The sequence below is a fragment of the Mucilaginibacter sp. CSA2-8R genome, from assembly GCF_038806765.1.
Taxonomy (GTDB): domain Bacteria; phylum Bacteroidota; class Bacteroidia; order Sphingobacteriales; family Sphingobacteriaceae; genus Mucilaginibacter.
In genome coordinates this window covers 3,377,022-3,394,524 of sequence record NZ_CP152389.1, presented here as the reverse complement: position 1 = coordinate 3,394,524, position 17,503 = coordinate 3,377,022, and the positions used below count along the sequence as shown (strand labels likewise).

The window sequence follows — 17,503 nt, the reverse complement described above, 5'->3', positions numbered from 1 at the left end:
TTTATATCGGCATTGATCAAGTAAAGTAAGCCCGAAAGACTTTATCTGTTTCAATTAACTGGCTGATGGCTTTTAACAAGGTCTCGCGACGCTGTAATCATACGCCGGATTTTAATGCCGTAGGTAACAAAGCTATCTTAACCGGCGTAAATAATTTGTAAAAAGCTTGTATCAAATCTTGACTTTCGTGCTAACAAGGACAAAGTAATTTCTGCACTGCGCAGCCTATTTGCGCAGTAAAAAATGAGTTAAAAAATTACTTGCATCTAATGTCGTTGCAGTACGATACAAAGCGGCAAAGCTATGATGATACTGATGCTGTTGGGTGGATTTGTGACTAAAAACCATCGAAATACGGACCTATAACTACAACATTTTGTCAATCAGCTGTGCAATCTTTTCCTTATCAAAATTACCGGCGTAAACTATTTTGCCATCAGTGCCAGCCAATATTACGGTAGGGTAACCACGGTAGTCTACCCCTAATTTTTTAGCTAAAGCTTGTCCTTTATAGAACATTTGGTAAGCCGGCTTTTCGCGCTTATAAAAAAAGTCTACATCCTCGCGGCTGTCGTTAGCATTAACGGTGATAATTTGCACGTTTTGCTGCCCATACTTGCTTTGCAGCCCTTTCAGGTACTTAAACGACTCCATGCAGTAGCCGCAGTTTTTTATCCAGAAATCGAGCAAGACAACTTTGTTTTTAGTTGTTGGCGTTACGGGTGCTGTAGTTTTATTTCCTATTTGCGGCAAAGCAATGGCAGGAAAAAGGCTGCCTACGGCAATCAACGGAATGGCTTCTTTCTTTTTGGCGCGTTTATACTCTTTTTCGTAACTGGAGTAATACCAAGTATTTGCCTGCGGCACAGCCGGAGTTAAATTGATGTGAGTGAAAGTGGTACGCACTGTGTAAGTGTTACCTTCCGAGCTATTATGACTAATTACCTGGTAGGGCAGGTTAGTAGCCGGATCAACGATAAGGTCGTAAAAAAAGGTAATTTTCGGATTGTATGATTCGAACTTGTGATAATAATCTAAACCTTTGCCAGGCAGGCCTAAAGTAATCACCTTATATTTTTTGCCGGTTAAAACCGTGTCGCGTTCTGTTTTGCTAATCGAGTCGTTGGCAATAACGTCATCCAGGCAGCGCTTTAGCATAGGTATGGCATTTAGCATTATAATTAAGCTGTTAAAGCGCTCCTGGTTGCTGTCATCATCTATCTCGTAGGTCTTTTCTGTTTTATCCAGCGTAAAACGTTCAGTCCCGTTATAAATCTGCTGATAACCTTTATCGCCTGCCTTAAAACGGCTAATCAGTTTAGATTGCTGGTCAAACTCAAAATAGCAGTCGGACGAGTCTTTAGAAAAATTGTTGTCTTTTACATTGTTGATTTCTAACCGGTAGTGATAGCTCACCCGCTTCATGCCGTCTAATTGGGATGCTACTTTTTGTAGCGTTGGCGATTCGGTTTTGACGTAATAAGTCCAGGCGGTTAATGCAAACAGGATACCGATGAGTGATAAGGTTTTTTTCATGTCTGATAAAGATTTTCAGCAGCTTAAATATAGGCAATAAATCTAATTCAAGTCGCCGGCAACAAACAGTCTCGTCAAATAAGCACTCCTTCAATAAACTTCAAATAAAAGTACTTGCATTGTTTAGCCGCAATGCATACCTTGCCTGCATACTTGCACGGGGTGCTTTTGCAAAATAGCAAAGGCTGAGATAACACCCGATAACCTGATACGGATAATACCGGCGTAGGGATGCATGGGCATAATATCTAAGCTTTGCGGTGGCCTTGCGGCTGCTGGTTCCTATAGATAAAGCCTTGTTTCCGTTGCCGTGTTGATGCGGTGCCGGTAGCAAGGCTTTTACTTTTTACAGCTATTTTAACCATGGAACTGAAGCAAAAAGGAGATTTTGGAGTCATGACCAAAAGCCTGACCAACTGGCAGGGGCGCAAAGAGTGGTTCTTTAACCGCGAACACACCGACACTTACGAGCAATGGTACGAGGGCCGTTACAAACGCGCCGAAGTATGGCAAAAAAAGGTTATGGGGCAGCTGCTTAAAAAAGACCCGCGGGTAAAAGAACTCTTGGAGTTTGGCTGCGGCACTACCCGCTTTACCCGCTGGTGGCACGAAATAGGCATCGAGGCTACCGGCGGCGATTTATCGCCGTTTATGCTGGGCCAGGCTGTGCACCTGTTTAAAGGCGATTTGGTGAATGCCGACTCGCATTACATGCCTTTTAAAAACCACACGTTTGATGCCGTGGCTTTCATCACCACTTTTGAGTATTACCGCGACCCCGTCCAGGTAATCCGCGAGGCGGCGCGGGTAGGTAAACACGGTATTGCCTTCGGGATGATGAACCGCAATTCGCCCAAGGTATTGCGCCGCCGGGTGCAGCAAATGTTTGGTAAAAACCCGTTTTATGTAACGGCTACCTTTTACACGCCTGCCATGCTCATTCAAAAAATTGATGAGGCTTTAACGGGACGCAATTACAGCCTGGAGTGGACCTGTACCGGCTTGCCCGAGTGGTTCCCGGTGCAGCAATGGAGCGTGCCCGTGGGCGACTTTTTTGGTCTGTATGTTAAGTTTCTGGATTAATCATCAAATATAATATGTCTCAATTTTCCGGAAAAATATCGGGCGGAGGTTTTGATGAATTGATTTTGCCACGATTGGGTTTTACCCGGCCGGAGGTAAGCCAGGGACCAGGTTTTGGGGTAGATGTGTCGGTGGTTGACATAGGCCATGGGATGGGGCTGGCTCTCACCAGTGACCCGCTCTCGATTATCCCGTCGCTCGGGCTGGCCGAGTCGGCCTGGTTGTCAGTGCACTTAATGGCTAATGATATGGCCACCACCGGCTTTTCGCCCATGTATGCCCAAATGGTGCTCAATTTGCCGCCCACACTTACCCAGCAGGATTTTGTAGTTTACTGGGAGCATGTGCATCGCTATTGCAAAGCCATTGGCGTGGCCATTACCGGCGGGCATACCGGCAGTATTGAGGGGCAAAACTCCACCATTGCCGGTGGCGGCACTATGCTGCTAACCGCACCTTTAAACAACATCCTGCTCAGCAGTAAGGCACAACCCGGCGACCTCATTATTGTTACCAAAGAGTGCGCCCTGTCATCCGCAGCTATACTGGCCATGAGTTTTCCGGAAACGGTAAAGCAAAAATTGGGAAAAGAGGTATATGAGGATTGCTGCTCGCTGTTTGAGCAAACCTCTTCGTTACCCGACGCCCTGACCGCCGCAGCAACTGGGCACCTGACGGCTATGCACGACGTAACTGAAGGCGGCGTGCTGGGTGCCGTGTACGAAATGGCAACTGCATCGGGCCTGGGGGTAAATGTTTACAACGAGTTGTTGCCCATCGGGCATGCTCAGCAACAAATAACCCAACTATTTGATATCGACCCACGCTTTTGCATTGGTGCCGGGGCCATGGTGATGGCGGTAAAGCCCGGAGCCGAACATATAGTTTTGGCTGCGCTTCGCTCAAAGCAAATTAAGGCAACCGTCATAGGTGAGTTCATCCCGCAGGGGCAAGGCCGCCATCTGATTGATAATGAAAACGTAGCGCAACCACTGCCTTATTACGAAAAAGACCCTTACTGGGCCGCATTTTTTAAAGCTTACCAACAGGGATGGAAGTAAAAAATCATAAAAAAATAACCGGCGGCGTTTACCTGGTGATTGATCCGGCCATGAATAGGGCAGTGCTGCTATCCAAACTGGCATCTGCCCTGCAGGGCAAACTCGAAGCTGTGCAGTTGTGGAACAACTGGACACCCGGTGATGATAAGCTGCAGTGCATTGAGGCCGTTGGCCAGCTTTGCCGCCAGCATAACGTGCCTTTGCTGATTGATAACGATTGGGAGTTGCTATTGCAGTCGCCTTATCTCGACGGTATTCATTTTGATGCTATCCCGGCCGATTATGCACTCATCAAGCAAAAAATTGATAAGCTTTTTATAGCCGGGATTACCTGCCAGGGCAACCTGGATGTAGTGCGATGGGCTGATGAGAACCTGTTGGATTATGTATCGTTTTGCGCTATGTTTCCGTCGCCATCAGCGGGTAGTTGCGATATCGTGATGCCGGCAACCGTACGGCAGGCTAAAAGCATGACCGGTTTGCCCTTGTTTGTATCGGGCGGCATTACACCGGCCAACATGACTATGCTTCGCCAGCAAACTCCTTTCGACGGGGTGGCCGTTATTTCCGGAATTATGAGTGCCGACGACCCTTTGTCAAAAGTTAAATTATATCATAACGCTTTAACAGAAAATATTTCAAAATCATGAAACTAAGTACCATTGCTAAACTGTGCTGCCCGTTTGATAAGCAGGACCTGCAATTACAAATACTCGCACAAGACCTTGACTACAACGTGATTGAGGGACTGCTGCGCTGCACCACCTGCCGCCGCAATTACCCCATTATTTACGGTGTGCCCATTATGGCACCAGATGAATACCGCCAGTTGCCATTAGAAGAACCGGTAGTAAACCGCTGGAAACTGGAGTACAATATTGACCCGGTAAAACTACTGCCCGATGCTGTTTAATAGAACAAGGCTGCATACAGTTATCATTGCGAATTGCTGTAAATAATTGAACCGCCGGATTTGCAGTCCGGCGGTTTAATCTACCTGTGTTTATTGCGCAAGGGCCAAGTTTTGCTGTTTAAGTGAGGTAATATGCTTAAACATCCTGATGAGTACAATTTCGTAAACCACATAGGCCACAAAAATTAAAAAGCCGGGTTGCAATGATGAGTCGTTGGTGGTTACGGTAGTGAGCACCTCGTTGTGAATGTTAAGGTTGCTAAGCTGGCTTTTAAGGATACCGTTGAGGCCGATGTAGGTCATCCCGATACCAACTACCATCACGTCGGCCATATTCCATTTACCCGATTCGAAGGCCAGGTATTTCAATACTTTATTTTCGGCCAGCCGGTCGCCGGCCAGTACATGTATGCCGGTGGCTACTAGTATCAGGATAGGTAGTACAATCACAAACACAAACAGCAATACGCCTACCAGTACTGCATCCGGTTTAGGTTGGGCCACCAGTACCTGTATAACTTCGAGCAGGCTTTTGTTCTGGTAAAACAGCACTTGGTTTTCAAAACCCAGCTTTTCGCCCAATAAGGCAAAGCTCATGGAGCCAATGCGGGCATCAACCTCAATAAGCGATGCCGTTACGCCTACCGCCAAAAGCACAAAGGCAATCAGCAGCGACAGAATAAATAATACAGTTTGTAAGTGTACCTGGCTGCGCAAAAACCACCATAATAAAATGGCCACAACCACGCACCCAAACATAATATAGGCGTAATTATAAGTCACTGTACGGATATCTTCCAGTTGCCGGGTAAGCTTTTGGTTAAGTTCGGTTGTGCTTTTTACCTGGTATTTACGGTATATTTTGGTCACCAGCACGGCATGCACCTCGCCCGTACTGTCGTAAGTTTGGCGCTCTAACTGGTCGAGTTTGCTGGTGGCAATATTTTTGAGCCGGCGTGTACTGGCAGGGCTGTTTACTTTGGTAATAATAGTGCGGGCAAAAGTGGGTACCTGCGCCTGTATATCATCTACGTCAACCACGGCGTTAAAAGCCAGTTTTTTAAGCTTACCCATCAGGCTTTTTTGTGGCTTGTTCATGGTGGCAGCTGTTTTGGCTACCAAGGCATGCAATTGGTTTTCAACCTGGGTTTGCATGGACTTACGTTGCTGGCGGGTCAGTTTAAAATCTTCTACCCGGCCGTTCACTACGTTCATAATCTTTTCGCGCCACTGGTCAATAGAGAATATGCCGAACGTGATATTATTAATGGTGCTGTAATCTTCTTTTAGCCGTTCTTGTTGTAAAGACAGCTCACTGAGGTGGTAGCCGCAGTAGCCTTCAATGCAAAGCAGCGCACTAAGCACAATCATCAAAATGATGTTGCCTTTACCAGCGGCTGATGGGGTGTTATAAGAGGTATGGTCGGTCACGATTGTTTGATTGAGTGGATTAGGATAATCTTAAATGCTGATGCGTAACTTAATGTGTATCGTGCGGAGTAATAAACTTTAAAATGGTAGATAGAATAAGTCCGTACAGCACAAAACAGATAAAAATGATATAGCCGGGTTGCAGTGCTGTATTGTTGGTGGTGATGATGGTTAAAGCATCACTTTTAATATTAAACAGTGCCAATTGGCTTTCTAACAGTCCGTTAAGGCCAATGTAGGTCATTAAAATGGCAATCACAATCACATCGGCCATACTCCACTTGCCCGACTGGAATGCAAAGTATTTGATGAACTTGCTTTCGGCTATGTTTTTTTTGCTGAGTAGATGTATACCCGTTGATGATAGCTTGATGATAGGGAAGAGGATACTGAAAACCATAATCAACACACCTACCAGTATTGAGTCTATTTTGGGTTGACTAATCAGCACGTGTACCACATCCATTATGCTCTTGCTCTGAAAAAACAGCACCTGGTCTTTAAAAACTACGTGCTGGCCCAACAGCATAAAATCCAATGATTTAATGCGGGCGTCTACCTCAATCATGGAGGCGGTTAAGCCAACTGCCAGCAAAATGAATGCAAACAGTAGAGACATGATGAACAGCGTTACATGCAGCTCGGTGCGCTTGCGCAATAACCACCACAGCAGTAAAACCACCACCACGCAGCCTAACATGTAAGTAGAGTATTTGTACATAGTAACCCGGATTTGCTCCAGCGAGCGGTTGAGCTTCTGGTTAAGGGCATCGCGGTCGTTTACGGCATATCTTTTATAAATAGGATCGGTAATTTTATGGTTGGCCTTAATGGTGCTGTCCAGGTAGGGCGTGTGCTCCAGGTGATTCACTTTGCTCATGGCCATTTTGCTCAGCTGGTTTTTATTGGCCGGGTTATCTACCTGGGCAATAATTTTGCGGGCAAAGGCAGGCACCTGCGCTTTAATCTTGTCGGTTTTAACAAAGGTTTTTACTGCAAACTTGGTGAGTTTACCGCCGATGCTTTTCTTTTTGGGCTGCGTTATCATGGCCTCGGCTTTGTTAATGAGGGTAATTATAATATCCTCCACCTCTTTTTGCAGCTGCCTTTTTTGTTTGGCCGTAAAGGTAAAATGCTTAACCTGGTGGTTAAGGATGCCTGCAATTTCATCGTGCCACTCCTCTATCGAAAATAAACCCAGGGTGATGTTGTTGGCGTCAGAATAGTCTTTTTTTAACTGCTCCTGCTGACCGGAAAGCGTATGCAGGCGGTAGGCGAACCAGCCTTCGGCGCACAAAAAAAGCGCAAGAAAAAAAATGAGCAACAAATTATTCAAAAGATTTCCCTTTTTGGCGGGTTCTTTTTTTAGCGTATCAGTATTCAAGATGATGTATTTAGGAGGTGATTGGTCATCCTATTTACAAACATTTATTTATTTGGTTTGAAATATGTTATATAGCACTTATAGGAGTGTAAATGGAGATATACTGCCGGCTTTTAAATGGCATCAACTATATTTGCGTTATAAATGAGAAAACAACTCGCAAACTTGGCCATTGCCGTAGGTATGGCGTTTACCGCCTGTCAGTCTAAAGAAAAACCTAAAGCCGACAGCGTTGCTGCCAAACCTACCGACACCATAAAACCCTTGGCACACCCTACAGCCCCCGCAGGGGTAACAGGGCATTTGCTGGGTGTTTGGTATGATGAAGGCCTGAAAACTGAGCAGGGCCAGCAAATAGCCTACGAGATTATCAGCTATAATGGCAAGGTGTTTATACAGCCCATTGCCTTTGCCGGTAAAAAATTACAAGTGAGCGATATGCCCGAAATCAATCCCGAGTCGGCCGTAGAACTGAAGAAGAGCAAAGGTATTTATATTAATGTTAACGAACCTAACGAAATTTATAAGGTAGACAAAAAAGGCAACCTGCTCATCTACGATAAAACCGGATTAATCGCCTCGTTTAAAAAGGTGATGTAAGGAAGAGTAGGTTACAGTAAATGCACAGGCTTGTGCATCAAGTTGAGTAGCGTTGTGTTGCAATCTAAAGTATAAACTTCGCGTTTTTATATGTAATTAAAGCAATGCTCGTAGTGCTGATGTCGGTCAGCTCGCCCGTTACATTATTTTACACTTGGTGAGGCAATAATAGCTGACTTAGCATCTACCAGGCGAAATGCAGATGCTGAAAATTTGCCGGGCCGTAAACTAAACACCCCTCAATCCAGTACAACCTGCCATTGCTGGTCTTGGTTAATAGCATAGCCCAGACCGTCGCTCATTTCGTGTACTTCCAATTCGTGCTTCTGGCTAAAACGGGTGTGCAATTCGTACACCGGGTAACAATTTTCGCGCTTTAAGTAAATAAGCAGCGAGGCCATGTTAGGGGCTACCTCTTTTAAGGGCTGGTAATCTTCTTCTTTAACAAATGCCGAACTCATTTAAGGTCGACAACTCAAAACTAAAATTGTTCATCTTTTAAATTGGGCTATTTATCCCAATTAAAAGTTACGGTGCGATGGTTCAGTTTCCATTGTGTAGGGAAGGGGTTGGTCATCCAGTCCAGTGGTTCGCCGGTGGGCTGTATTTTCGCTGCTTGTGCAAAGGCAGTTTTGATGGCTGCTTTCTTTTCGGCTGTAAGCGAGCTGGTATCTGCCGATATGAAAAGCGGCGATCCGCTTTCGGCCAGTAACTGCAGCCATTGCTTGTTTTTTTCCCAGGGGATGTCTTTGGTCAGGCCTACGCAGTCGCCGTCGGCTGCATAAAAAGTGTTGTGTTGGGGCAGCCTAAAGCCCAAAGTATTTACTCCCATTTTTTTGGTGCGCGGCCATTCTTTGCCGCTGGTGTCATCGCCTATCCGGTTCAATTCAAACACCCCGGCCGACAAGTGGCTCAATGTATTGCAGCCAATCAGGTACATATCGCCGGCGGCTTCGCGAATGGTGTGGTACAGGTCAGCAGTAATTTCGGCGTTGGTGCGGGTTTGGTCGTAAAAGTGCCAGCCGGGTTGGGTAAAGCCATTTTGCATTTGCATGCCCCAGCGTCCAAAAATATCCAGGCTGCTGTAATCATGTTTAACCATTTCATAGCCCCAGTTGCGGTACAGCTTCAGGTTTTTACGGATGCGTTCGAGCGTTTCCGGCACGGTAGGGTCTAATATGGGGTCTTTAGCGTTATTGCGGCCAAGTATGCGGGGGGCCAGGTAATGGGCCGGGTCGTCCAGCCGGGCAATGAGTGGCCGGGTCCATAAGCCGGGGCGCATGCCCAAACTTTTAATAGTTTCGGCCATCTGGTGCATGTCCGGAAACTTGGCATTCGAGATCGAAAAATCGTCGGCCTGTTCCCAGCCATCATCAATCACCGAAAACGGCCGGTTAGTGGTTGACGTTACGAACGATGCCATGACGGCCGTTTGCTCGCGGATGGTTTTTTCGGAGTTGTTGCCGTAGGCAAAATACCAGTCGTTAATGCCATACACCGGTTGTTTGGGTAACCGCGGCTTAGGGCACATCACCTTGCAAAAACTGGTGAGCGCGGCATAAGCGTTTTCGCCGGGTTTGTTTTGGTAGGTAACAATGCTGGCCGCGTGCAGCTCACGTTGCCCCAGCTTTACCGGCATCCCGCCCGATTGCGTGTCCATCACCAGGCTAAGGCTGTTGCCATCAGCTTCCCACCAGCACAGCGTAGCCGGTCCGGTTTTTACTCCAAAACAAGCCGTATTGGCACCGTCGTGTAGTAAAATGTACCAAGGGTAACGTATGCCGGCAGTGGGGGCTTTCCAGGATAGGTCGCCGTAGCTGCGTTCCCAATGGTCGCCCAGTGATTGATGATAACGGGTGGTATCATACTTCCAGCCCAGTTTAACCGCCTGCAACGCGCTCTGCGGCGAATTAATATACACCGACTGTGCGTTACCATCCGGCTTAATCCATACCCGGGTATCCAGGTAAGTAAAGCCTTGTTGCCCCGTGCCAGTCAGTTTTACCCACTGGTTATTTAGTAAGGCCCAGGCCATATCAGGTTGATTAATGATACGTTCGCCCGGTGCTGCCGCAAACGTAAGCCTGCTGCTGATAACCGAACTTAAGCCTAAAGCCCCTAACTGGATAAAATGACGCCGTTGCATAATGGGTTTGTTTGGTGATGGCCAAGTTAAGAATTACGTAGGAATGAGTAGGGTGATCGGTAATAATTTTTGCAAGGCTGGATGTATCTGTGCCCTCTGGTAAATTGGCTGATAAACTAAATTAGTAACTCTGTTGCTTCTAAAGTTTGTGTGCTAATTATTTCTGATAATTCATTTTTACCAATTAAAATTAATTACTACGGCTTGTAAATACTAATTATCCACCACATAATTATACAAAAAGGAAGCAGCGTAAGCGCAAGTTTTATACGCCAATTAATGATAACTGTATGCAAAGCTTTCTTGTGGTTCAACACCCTTACCGTTATCAAAGAGCTCAATACAAATGACAATGATAAACCGATGATGATGACAAATGCTCCAAAAACATTGGTTTGCCATCGCGTAATTCATCAAAAACTAAGTAACCTGCAAACGGGGTTGAACCAAGAATACCGATACATCCTAAAATGGCCGAAATTCTGACATTATAAAGTGCGCATGCTGAGGCCACGACGAACAGCAGGAACGAAAAAATGAAAGTGATATACAACCTGAAATCTGTAGTGCCGTACGAAAATCCCCAGATGAAAAGATTCATCCAGAAGACAATAAATCCATACAGAAAATAACAGACATATTGCTTTATCATGTATCCCTGCTAATGTACAAGTTACCAACAACGTTTTCTTATTGCCAGATGAGGTTACCTTTTTTAAATTCAATGATTAAAGAGCAAATCCGTGCCAACTTACAATAATGAACCAGCAATCCACCAGCAGCGATATTTTATCAGCAAAAACGATAATGGCATTGCTGGTCAATACGGTAGCCATAATATTTCTGGGGATGCCTTTTTTAGCCGCGCCGGCTGTCGATACTCCATATTGGCGCATATTATTGGGGCTGATGGCGTACGTGGGTATTATTGTAGGTTTAGCTTCATTGGTAACTACTTTGCTTTTACACAAAACTTATAAACGATTAGGTTATCTGAAACGAACAGTTACGCTTGCGCAGTTCCTGATTATGATTGTTGGATAGTTATTATTGATGCTAATTGTTTTTTTTTAAACATTGATTGATTAGATGTTAAATTAATCCTGAAAAATGCCCGTAATTACCAATGTTGAATGCCCTAAGTGCAAAAGTTACTACATTAAACATGCTGATAAGGCCAGGTATTATAAGCGTTTGATATTAGGCTGTTTAACGATTCTTTTGGGCTGCTATTTCGTCACCGCAATGCTCGACGAGCATGAATTTGACCGTATAATTGCTTTAGGATTTATCCTTGGCGTAGTATTAATTATTATTGGTACCGTTAATGTGATTTATGCATTAATCAAACAGCTTTCTAAAAATAAGGCAGTTTATAAATGTCATTTGTGTAAAAAAGAATTTTAAGACCTAACGAAAAACAATATTACGGTGAATAATAAAAAAATACCACTTCGGCCTGATTGACTACTACAATCTTAACAAATGACTATCCGAAAACTCATCTACAGAACCATAATCATCTTATTGATAGTGATTATTTGGTTGCACACTTATTGGGCGCGGCAGGATGAATATGATGAAAATTATGGAGATATTATTTATGGGCTCCTGATTTCTACGATAGCTTCAATTGTAATTGCTATACTCTGGTTTAAACGAAAGGATTTCGTGCGTGAAAGTAAAGGAATAACGCTTTTGTTCTACTTAACCAGTTCGCCATTGTCTATCGTATTATTTGTATGTACCTATCAATACATTACAGGGCAGCTTTACTTCAAATTGTAGATTAGCATAAATTAGTTTTAACGGTTGGTGTTGTAAACTCAACCAACACCAAACAAAAAAAAGGCCGCTCTCACAGCGGCCCATTATCTTCAACTAAACTGAACAAAACAAAACGATTATTACTATTTAAACACAGAGTGCACATTGGTGATTTTCCAGCCGTCGCCGGTATTAGCCATGGTGATGTAGTTGCTGCGGGTAAAGTTTTCGTATTTCATATCTACTTTCATCACGCACATATCGCTATTGCTTTGAATTTGAGTAGTGGTTGTGATGCAGTTTTGTACTACGCCTTTATTCTTTTTAATAAAGTCGAGCATATCTTCTTTGCTGTAAGTTACAACTTTTTGTCCGCGCATCACGCTAAAGGTAACTGATGGGTCGAGGGCAGCTTCGAAGCCCGCAACCTGGCCTTTAACTATGGTATTAACGTATGATGACAAAGTGTACAACCTGGTAAATTTAGCGGCAGTAGGTTCGTCGGCTTTGGCGCAAATGGTGGTGGCCAATAAAATGAATGCTAAGCAGAAGGTGTGTAATGTTTTCATGATATTTTTAATTTAGGTGGGCTGATGAGAGCCTGTTTTCTGGTTGTTTAATCATAAGACGCCACTAATTTTGAAACGTTACACTTTTTTAAATAAATGTATATTAATTGTCAAAATGGATATATCAAGAACGCGGAAGCGTATTTGACGGGTTTAAACCGCTCTTTGATGTTGGCAGCTTTTTCAGTTAAGATAAAGTTAGTGACGGGTAATTTTTAAGATAAGCTCCTTTTAAAATAATGCTTATTTTGACGTAACCAGCCACCCCTGCATTGTTTTCCGAAAATAGAAGCGCATTAGTCGGCGTTTGCTGCCAGCTACCAGTTGCATTTAGGTTAGCTTTCCGCAGGATGCATAAGAGCCGTTGGTTATTTTAGCTGAGTAATAGCATATGAGCAAAAAATATAGCGCATTAACAAAGTTTACTACAGCACTGGCATTGGCCATGTGTTTGGTTAGCGCTAACAGTATTGCTCAAACGCCAACGACAGGCATAGGTGTCCCGGCGCCTAATGCCAGGCTCAATCCGCTGTTGCCCGGCTATTTTGCCGACCCTACCATCAAAAAGTTTGGCGATATTTATTACATCTACGCCACTACCTATAATATTATGCTGGCCTCGGGCGCACCCACCGTTTGGTACAGTAAAGACTTTGTAAATTGGTATAACTATACCATGGAGGTACCCTCGTTCACCGAGGTGATGCGGCTGGCTAACTCGTACAATGCCCTATTATTTAACAGCGCCCCTTTTGGCGCTGCTACCCACCTCGACTATCATTTTGGTATGCCGTTTAAGCATCTACCCGCAGCAAACCAGTGGCACCATTTGGTGCTTACGTTTGACGGCATGGTAGAGAAAATTTATGTGGACGGTGTGGTAGATAACTTGCAGATGATGACAGTACCATCCGCCATTAAAAATGCCAAATTCATCATCGGTGCATCAGATGCTGGCGAGAATTACACCGGTTACCTCGCATCGCTTAAAATGTACGATTACGCCTTGAGCGAGGCCGAGGTACAACAGCAGTTGCAGAAAACAAACCCGGTTAATAATAATACCCAACCTAAATAGGTTTTACAGACAACAACAATATGAAAGTACCTCAACATATATTTCGGTTACTGTTTTTCATGGTTATCTTCCTGCCGTTGGCTAATAGCGCACAGGCCCAAAACGGTGACCAGATACTGGACGGCATAGGCGAAACTGACTTGGTAGCACGTTACGTGTTTAACGGCGATGTTAAAGACTGGTCGCGCAATACCTTACACGGCAAGCTGCAGGGCGATGGTCTATTTGTGGCCAATGACCGCTTTGGCAAGGTGCTCGCCTTAAACGGAACTAACGCCTTTATTACCCTGCCGGGCGAGGCTTTAACCGATTTGGAATCCATCAGTATTTCGGGGTGGATTAACCTGCGTTCGGGCCAGCCGGGCCAATACTGGTTTGATTTTGGCAAGGATGCCGGCCGCCACTTCTTTGCCCTGCCCGCCGGTACACCGGCAAAGCCAGGGTTTGACGCAGCCATGCTCACGGCAAAAAACAGCAACAAATCCGCAACGGCAACGCCGCCTGTTCCGGTTAATCAATGGACGTATTTAACCGTGGTGGCCGATATACCTTCGGGCACCATCACCACCTATATTAACGGCAAAGTATCAGCACAAACCAAAGGCACACCTAAAGAATTGGCTTCGGTTTTTGGTAAACCATCTTTCAAAAAACAGCTTTACATCGGTAAATCGTTAACGGCCGATGGCGGTTACCTGAACGCTTTGCTGCACGATTTTCGCATTTATCGTGTTCCGCTTAGCGGTAGTCAGGTGGCCGGTATTTACAACCGTGCCTCGGGCAATAGCCAAGTAATGGTTAATACTTCGCCCAAAACTGAGGATGATCTGGAGCGCTTCCCGTCGACCGACCCGCAATTATACAACGCCTATCTAACCAAAGTAGCCGATGTAACCGTACAAACCGAAGCGGGCAGCTTACCTCGCCTGCCCGAGTATGTGCCGGGTACTTACCAAAACGGCGTTAACGGCCCTAAAGTACGGGTGATTTGGCCTAACCCGACCAGTAACAGCGCGGTAGCACAGCCCGGCCAGTATACCGTAACGGGCCGCATACCCGGCACGGCGCTACAGCCCAAAGCTACCGTTATTGTAACCGAGGCCGGAAAGACCACCACACCTGCCGCCAAACTCGAAGCATTTAAACTAAATCAGGTCGCACTACATACTGATGCCTCCGGCCATAACACCCGGTTTATCGAAAACCGCGATAAGTTTGTGAGAACACTGGCCGAAACCGACCCTAACTCTTTCCTGTACATGTTTCGCGAGGCGTTCGGCCAAAAGCAGCCTGCCGGTGCCAAACCTTTGGGCGTATGGGACAGCCAGGATACCAAACTGCGCGGTCATGCCACTGGTCACTACCTAACCGCCATTGCACAGGCTTATGCCGGTACGGGTTATGATAAGGCCTTGCAAGCTAAATTTGCCCAAAAAATGGATTATATGGCGAATGCGCTGTATAATCTGTCGCAAATGTCGGGCAAGCCAAAAACGGCCGGTGGTCCGTTCGTATCTGACGCAGCCAAAGTACCTGTTGGGCCAGGTAAGTCGGCGTACGATTCTGACTTGAGCGACAAAGGCCTGCGCACTGATTACAATAACTGGGGCAAAGGCTTTATCAGCGCTTATCCGCCCGACCAGTTTATTATGCTGGAGCATGGCGCCAAGTACGGCGGCCAGAACGACAGGATTTGGGCGCCATACTATACCCTGCATAAAATTTTAGCCGGGTTGCTGGATGTGTACGAGGTAACAGGTAACAAAAAGGCGCTCAGCGTAGCTACCGGCATGGGCGATTGGGTGTATGCCCGCCTAAGCAAATTGCCGCAAGACACGCTCATCAAAATGTGGAACACCTACATTGCCGGCGAGTTTGGCGGCATGAACGAGGTAATGGCCCGTTTATACCGCGTTACCAATAACCCGGAGTATTTAAAAACCGCACAACTGTTTGATAACATCCGGGTGTTTTTTGGCGACAAAGAACACTCTAACGGCTTGGCTAAAAACCTGGATAACTTTAGGGGGCTGCATGCCAACCAGCATATACCGCAAATTATTGGCAGTATCGAAACTTACCGGGCATCAAACAACCCGGAATATTATAAAGTGGCCGATAACTTTTGGCATAAAGCCGTAAGCGATTACATGTACAGCATTGGCGGTGTTGCCGGGGCACGCAACCCGGCCAATGCCGAGTGTTTTATCAGTGAGCCGGGTACCTTGTACCAAAACGGGTTTTCGGCTGGCGGTCAGAACGAAACCTGCGCTACCTACAACATGCTCAAGCTCACCAGCGATTTGTTTATGTACAACCCGCAGGCCGAACTGATGGATTATTACGAGCGTGCCTTATATAATCATATCCTGGCCTCGGTGGCCGAGGATAGTCCGGCCAATACCTACCATGTATCGTTAAGGCCGGGGGTAACCAAACAGTTCAGCAATGCCAAGATGAGCGGGTTTACCTGCTGCAACGGCACCGCGCTGGAAAGTAACACCAAGCTGCAAAATACTATTTATTTTAAAAGCCGGAATAACCAGTCGCTGTACGTTAACCTCTACATCCCGTCGACCCTGAGTTGGCCGGAGCGGAACGTTGTGGTAGAGCAAACGACCGCTTTCCCTAAAGAAGACCATACCCGGCTTACTATTAAAGGCAATGGTAAGTTTGATATGTATGTGCGTGTACCGGGCTGGGCTACTAAAGGCTTTTATGTAACTGTTAACGGTAAGCCGCAAAAAATGCAGGCCACGCCCGGTAGTTACCTTAAATTAGCCCGCAACTGGAAAAGTGGTGACCATATCGACCTGAAAATGCCTTTCCAGTTTCACCTCGACCCGGTGATGGACCAGCAGAATATTGCCAGCTTATTTTACGGCCCCATCCTGCTGGCCGCACAAGAGCCCGAAGCCCGGAAAGAATGGCGCAAGGTAACGCTGAACGCGCAGGATCTTGGCCAGACCATTAAAGGTAACCCGCAGCAACTGCAGTTTACCATAGATGGTGTGCCTTACAAACCGTTTTACGATTCGTACGGCCGCCATTCGGTTTACCTGGATGTTACACTAAAACCCAAAAGCGAATAATCAGGTATCATCAGAATAAAATATCAATATTATAAACGGTTTGCAGCGTAAATAATAAATAACCGCTTGTAAAACCCGCAGTTAATTACGTACTTGCAACCACTTCGAATGAACAGCACTGCGATAAATAGCATCATGATTAACAACATTATTATTGTTGTCATTATCGCCGTTTGTTCAAACCGGGAGGCACTGATGCTATAATCAAAAAACAAACCGATATAAAGCAAGCCTCCCACGAAAGTAGGGAGGCTTTTTTTTTGCTATGAAAAAAGAAGCGTTAACCACCAAATTGTTCAGTTTAAGCTGCCATGACCAGGACGGCATCCTGAGTCGTATTATCCAAACGTTTTCAAGACCCAATTACCCGGTTGTCAGCCTGTCGCAGGCGCGTACGGATGTGCGCGAAGTGGTGTTGATTACACTTGAAGTACGCATCCCGGCATCCAAAGCAGACCATATGGTACTACGCCTTCAAAAAATAATCGGCGTGCTGGAAGTTACGGTATCGTTCGGGGCTATTATGCAGTACGCCGTTTATCGCTTATCATCCTGCACCGGCGAAACCTTAAATATCCTGCGCCGCCACCAGGCCCAAACCATTATGCAGCACCAGGGACATTGGCTTATTCAGCAAACTGCCCACCCGGGTGACATCCAGCGGTTGTATAACGAACTGGACGGCCCTGCGCTGGTAGGCTTTAGCCAGTTGCCAATCGCTATCAGTCAGCCATTGTGCTGGGAGGAGGTGAAAGAAGTTGGCGAGCTTGCGAATGAGGTGCATTCGTTAAGCCGGGTTACTGTAGCGCAATAAAAATCTGTTTAAAACAATCTTATATTTCC

17 protein-coding genes and 1 riboswitch are annotated in these 17,503 nt (G+C 45.7%); of the genes, 10 read left to right on the top strand and 7 right to left on the bottom strand.

The window, feature by feature from the left end; all coding sequences use genetic code 11:
- Positions 1-366 precede the first annotated feature (366 nt).
- Entirely contained in the window at positions 367-1,536 is a 1,170-nt protein-coding gene (locus AAGR14_RS14555; RefSeq protein ID WP_342644957.1) for a TlpA disulfide reductase family protein, read from the bottom strand.
- Positions 1,537-1,684: 148 nt separating this feature from the next.
- A riboswitch (TPP riboswitch) is annotated at positions 1,685-1,785 on the top strand.
- Between the two features lie 114 nt (positions 1,786-1,899).
- Here AAGR14_RS14555 and AAGR14_RS14550 point away from each other — a divergent pair.
- From AAGR14_RS14550 to AAGR14_RS14535, 4 genes are read left to right on the top strand one after another with little or no spacing between them, the layout of a single operon-like run.
- Entirely contained in the window at positions 1,900-2,619 is a 720-nt protein-coding gene (locus AAGR14_RS14550) for a class I SAM-dependent methyltransferase (RefSeq protein ID WP_342644956.1), read from the top strand.
- Positions 2,620-2,633: 14 nt separating this feature from the next.
- On the top strand, positions 2,634-3,680 hold the full coding sequence (locus AAGR14_RS14545; protein WP_342644955.1) for an AIR synthase family protein: 1,047 nt from the start codon (positions 2,634-2,636) through the stop codon (positions 3,678-3,680).
- A complete protein-coding gene (locus AAGR14_RS14540; protein ID WP_342644954.1) occupies positions 3,671-4,330 on the top strand; it encodes a thiamine phosphate synthase in 660 nt (219 codons plus the stop codon). The genes AAGR14_RS14545 and AAGR14_RS14540 overlap by 10 nt, the downstream gene beginning before the upstream one ends.
- Positions 4,327-4,593: a Trm112 family protein gene (locus AAGR14_RS14535; RefSeq protein ID WP_342644953.1), complete on the top strand. Its 267-nt coding sequence runs from the start codon at positions 4,327-4,329 to the stop codon at positions 4,591-4,593. Before AAGR14_RS14540 ends, AAGR14_RS14535 begins: the two co-directional genes overlap by 4 nt.
- A 90-nt stretch (positions 4,594-4,683) precedes the next feature.
- Here the strand turns inward: AAGR14_RS14535 and AAGR14_RS14530 are convergent, their stop codons facing one another.
- Together AAGR14_RS14530 and AAGR14_RS14525 are read right to left on the bottom strand one after the other, a co-directional pair.
- Positions 4,684-6,024 (bottom strand): paraquat-inducible protein A, encoded by a 1,341-nt coding sequence (locus tag AAGR14_RS14530; protein WP_342644952.1) that lies wholly within the window; start codon positions 6,022-6,024, stop codon positions 4,684-4,686.
- Positions 6,025-6,073: 49 nt separating this feature from the next.
- Positions 6,074-7,408 carry a paraquat-inducible protein A gene (locus AAGR14_RS14525; RefSeq protein WP_342644951.1) on the bottom strand — a complete coding sequence of 445 codons (1,335 nt, stop codon included), beginning with the start codon at positions 7,406-7,408 and terminating at the stop codon, positions 6,074-6,076.
- 144 nt (positions 7,409-7,552) lie between these two features.
- On the opposite strand from AAGR14_RS14525, the gene AAGR14_RS14520 reads away from it, so the two are divergent.
- Positions 7,553-8,008, top strand: a complete 456-nt coding sequence (locus tag AAGR14_RS14520; protein WP_342644950.1) for a hypothetical protein — start codon at positions 7,553-7,555, stop codon at positions 8,006-8,008.
- Between the two features lie 239 nt (positions 8,009-8,247).
- Here AAGR14_RS14520 and AAGR14_RS14515 read toward each other — a convergent pair whose 3' ends face one another.
- The 3 genes from AAGR14_RS14515 to AAGR14_RS14505 form a co-directional block, all read right to left on the bottom strand.
- The gene (locus AAGR14_RS14515; RefSeq protein WP_342644949.1) at positions 8,248-8,469 is read right to left on the bottom strand and encodes a hypothetical protein; all 222 of its coding nucleotides are present in this window, start codon (positions 8,467-8,469) and stop codon (positions 8,248-8,250) included.
- A gap of 47 nt (positions 8,470-8,516) precedes the next feature.
- Positions 8,517-10,154 carry a hypothetical protein gene (locus AAGR14_RS14510; RefSeq protein WP_342644948.1) on the bottom strand — a complete coding sequence of 546 codons (1,638 nt, stop codon included), beginning with the start codon at positions 10,152-10,154 and terminating at the stop codon, positions 8,517-8,519.
- Between the two features lie 337 nt (positions 10,155-10,491).
- Positions 10,492-10,755: a hypothetical protein gene (locus AAGR14_RS14505; RefSeq protein ID WP_342644947.1), complete on the bottom strand. Its 264-nt coding sequence runs from the start codon at positions 10,753-10,755 to the stop codon at positions 10,492-10,494.
- Positions 10,756-10,913: 158 nt separating this feature from the next.
- Here AAGR14_RS14505 and AAGR14_RS14500 point away from each other — a divergent pair, with 158 nt between their 5' ends.
- Positions 10,914-11,198: a hypothetical protein gene (locus tag AAGR14_RS14500; protein WP_342644946.1), complete on the top strand. Its 285-nt coding sequence runs from the start codon at positions 10,914-10,916 to the stop codon at positions 11,196-11,198.
- A gap of 201 nt (positions 11,199-11,399) precedes the next feature.
- The gene (locus AAGR14_RS14495) at positions 11,400-11,561 is read left to right on the top strand and encodes a hypothetical protein (protein WP_342644945.1); all 162 of its coding nucleotides are present in this window, start codon (positions 11,400-11,402) and stop codon (positions 11,559-11,561) included.
- Positions 11,562-12,064: 503 nt separating this feature from the next.
- Here the strand turns inward: AAGR14_RS14495 and AAGR14_RS14490 are convergent.
- Complete coding sequence (locus AAGR14_RS14490) at positions 12,065-12,490, bottom strand: nuclear transport factor 2 family protein (protein WP_342644944.1); 426 nt, start codon at positions 12,488-12,490, stop codon at positions 12,065-12,067.
- A gap of 391 nt (positions 12,491-12,881) precedes the next feature.
- Between AAGR14_RS14490 and AAGR14_RS14485 the strand changes: the two genes are divergently transcribed.
- The 3 genes from AAGR14_RS14485 to AAGR14_RS14475 all read left to right on the top strand — a co-directional run bounded on the left by AAGR14_RS14485 (position 12,882) and on the right by AAGR14_RS14475 (position 17,474).
- Positions 12,882-13,568 (top strand): LamG-like jellyroll fold domain-containing protein, encoded by a 687-nt coding sequence (locus AAGR14_RS14485; protein WP_342644943.1) that lies wholly within the window; start codon positions 12,882-12,884, stop codon positions 13,566-13,568.
- A gap of 20 nt (positions 13,569-13,588) precedes the next feature.
- Positions 13,589-16,660, top strand: a complete 3,072-nt coding sequence (locus AAGR14_RS14480; protein WP_342644942.1) for a beta-L-arabinofuranosidase domain-containing protein — start codon at positions 13,589-13,591, stop codon at positions 16,658-16,660.
- Between the two features lie 265 nt (positions 16,661-16,925).
- Entirely contained in the window at positions 16,926-17,474 is a 549-nt protein-coding gene (locus AAGR14_RS14475; protein ID WP_342644941.1) for a hypothetical protein, read from the top strand.
- Positions 17,475-17,503: the final 29 nt, after the last annotated feature.

Excerpts from the sequence above, each read along its gene's own strand:
- AAGR14_RS14555 (WP_342644957.1), bottom strand. The coding sequence starts at position 1,536 with ATGAAAAAAACCTTATCACTCATCGGTATCCTGTTTGCATTAACCGCC.
- AAGR14_RS14550 (WP_342644956.1), top strand. The coding sequence starts at position 1,900 with ATGGAACTGAAGCAAAAAGGAGATTTTGGAGTCATGACCAAAAGCCTG.
- AAGR14_RS14545 (WP_342644955.1), top strand. The coding sequence starts at position 2,634 with ATGTCTCAATTTTCCGGAAAAATATCGGGCGGAGGTTTTGATGAATTG.
- AAGR14_RS14540 (WP_342644954.1), top strand. The coding sequence starts at position 3,671 with ATGGAAGTAAAAAATCATAAAAAAATAACCGGCGGCGTTTACCTGGTG.
- AAGR14_RS14535 (WP_342644953.1), top strand. The coding sequence starts at position 4,327 with ATGAAACTAAGTACCATTGCTAAACTGTGCTGCCCGTTTGATAAGCAG.
- AAGR14_RS14520 (WP_342644950.1), top strand. The coding sequence starts at position 7,553 with ATGAGAAAACAACTCGCAAACTTGGCCATTGCCGTAGGTATGGCGTTT.
- AAGR14_RS14515 (WP_342644949.1), bottom strand. The coding sequence starts at position 8,469 with ATGAGTTCGGCATTTGTTAAAGAAGAAGATTACCAGCCCTTAAAAGAG.
- AAGR14_RS14510 (WP_342644948.1), bottom strand. The coding sequence starts at position 10,154 with ATGCAACGGCGTCATTTTATCCAGTTAGGGGCTTTAGGCTTAAGTTCG.
- AAGR14_RS14505 (WP_342644947.1), bottom strand. The coding sequence starts at position 10,755 with ATGAATCTTTTCATCTGGGGATTTTCGTACGGCACTACAGATTTCAGG.
- AAGR14_RS14500 (WP_342644946.1), top strand. The coding sequence starts at position 10,914 with ATGAACCAGCAATCCACCAGCAGCGATATTTTATCAGCAAAAACGATA.
- AAGR14_RS14495 (WP_342644945.1), top strand. The coding sequence starts at position 11,400 with ATGCTCGACGAGCATGAATTTGACCGTATAATTGCTTTAGGATTTATC.
- AAGR14_RS14490 (WP_342644944.1), bottom strand. The coding sequence starts at position 12,490 with ATGAAAACATTACACACCTTCTGCTTAGCATTCATTTTATTGGCCACC.
- AAGR14_RS14485 (WP_342644943.1), top strand. The coding sequence starts at position 12,882 with ATGAGCAAAAAATATAGCGCATTAACAAAGTTTACTACAGCACTGGCA.
- AAGR14_RS14480 (WP_342644942.1), top strand. The coding sequence starts at position 13,589 with ATGAAAGTACCTCAACATATATTTCGGTTACTGTTTTTCATGGTTATC.
- AAGR14_RS14475 (WP_342644941.1), top strand. The coding sequence starts at position 16,926 with ATGAAAAAAGAAGCGTTAACCACCAAATTGTTCAGTTTAAGCTGCCAT.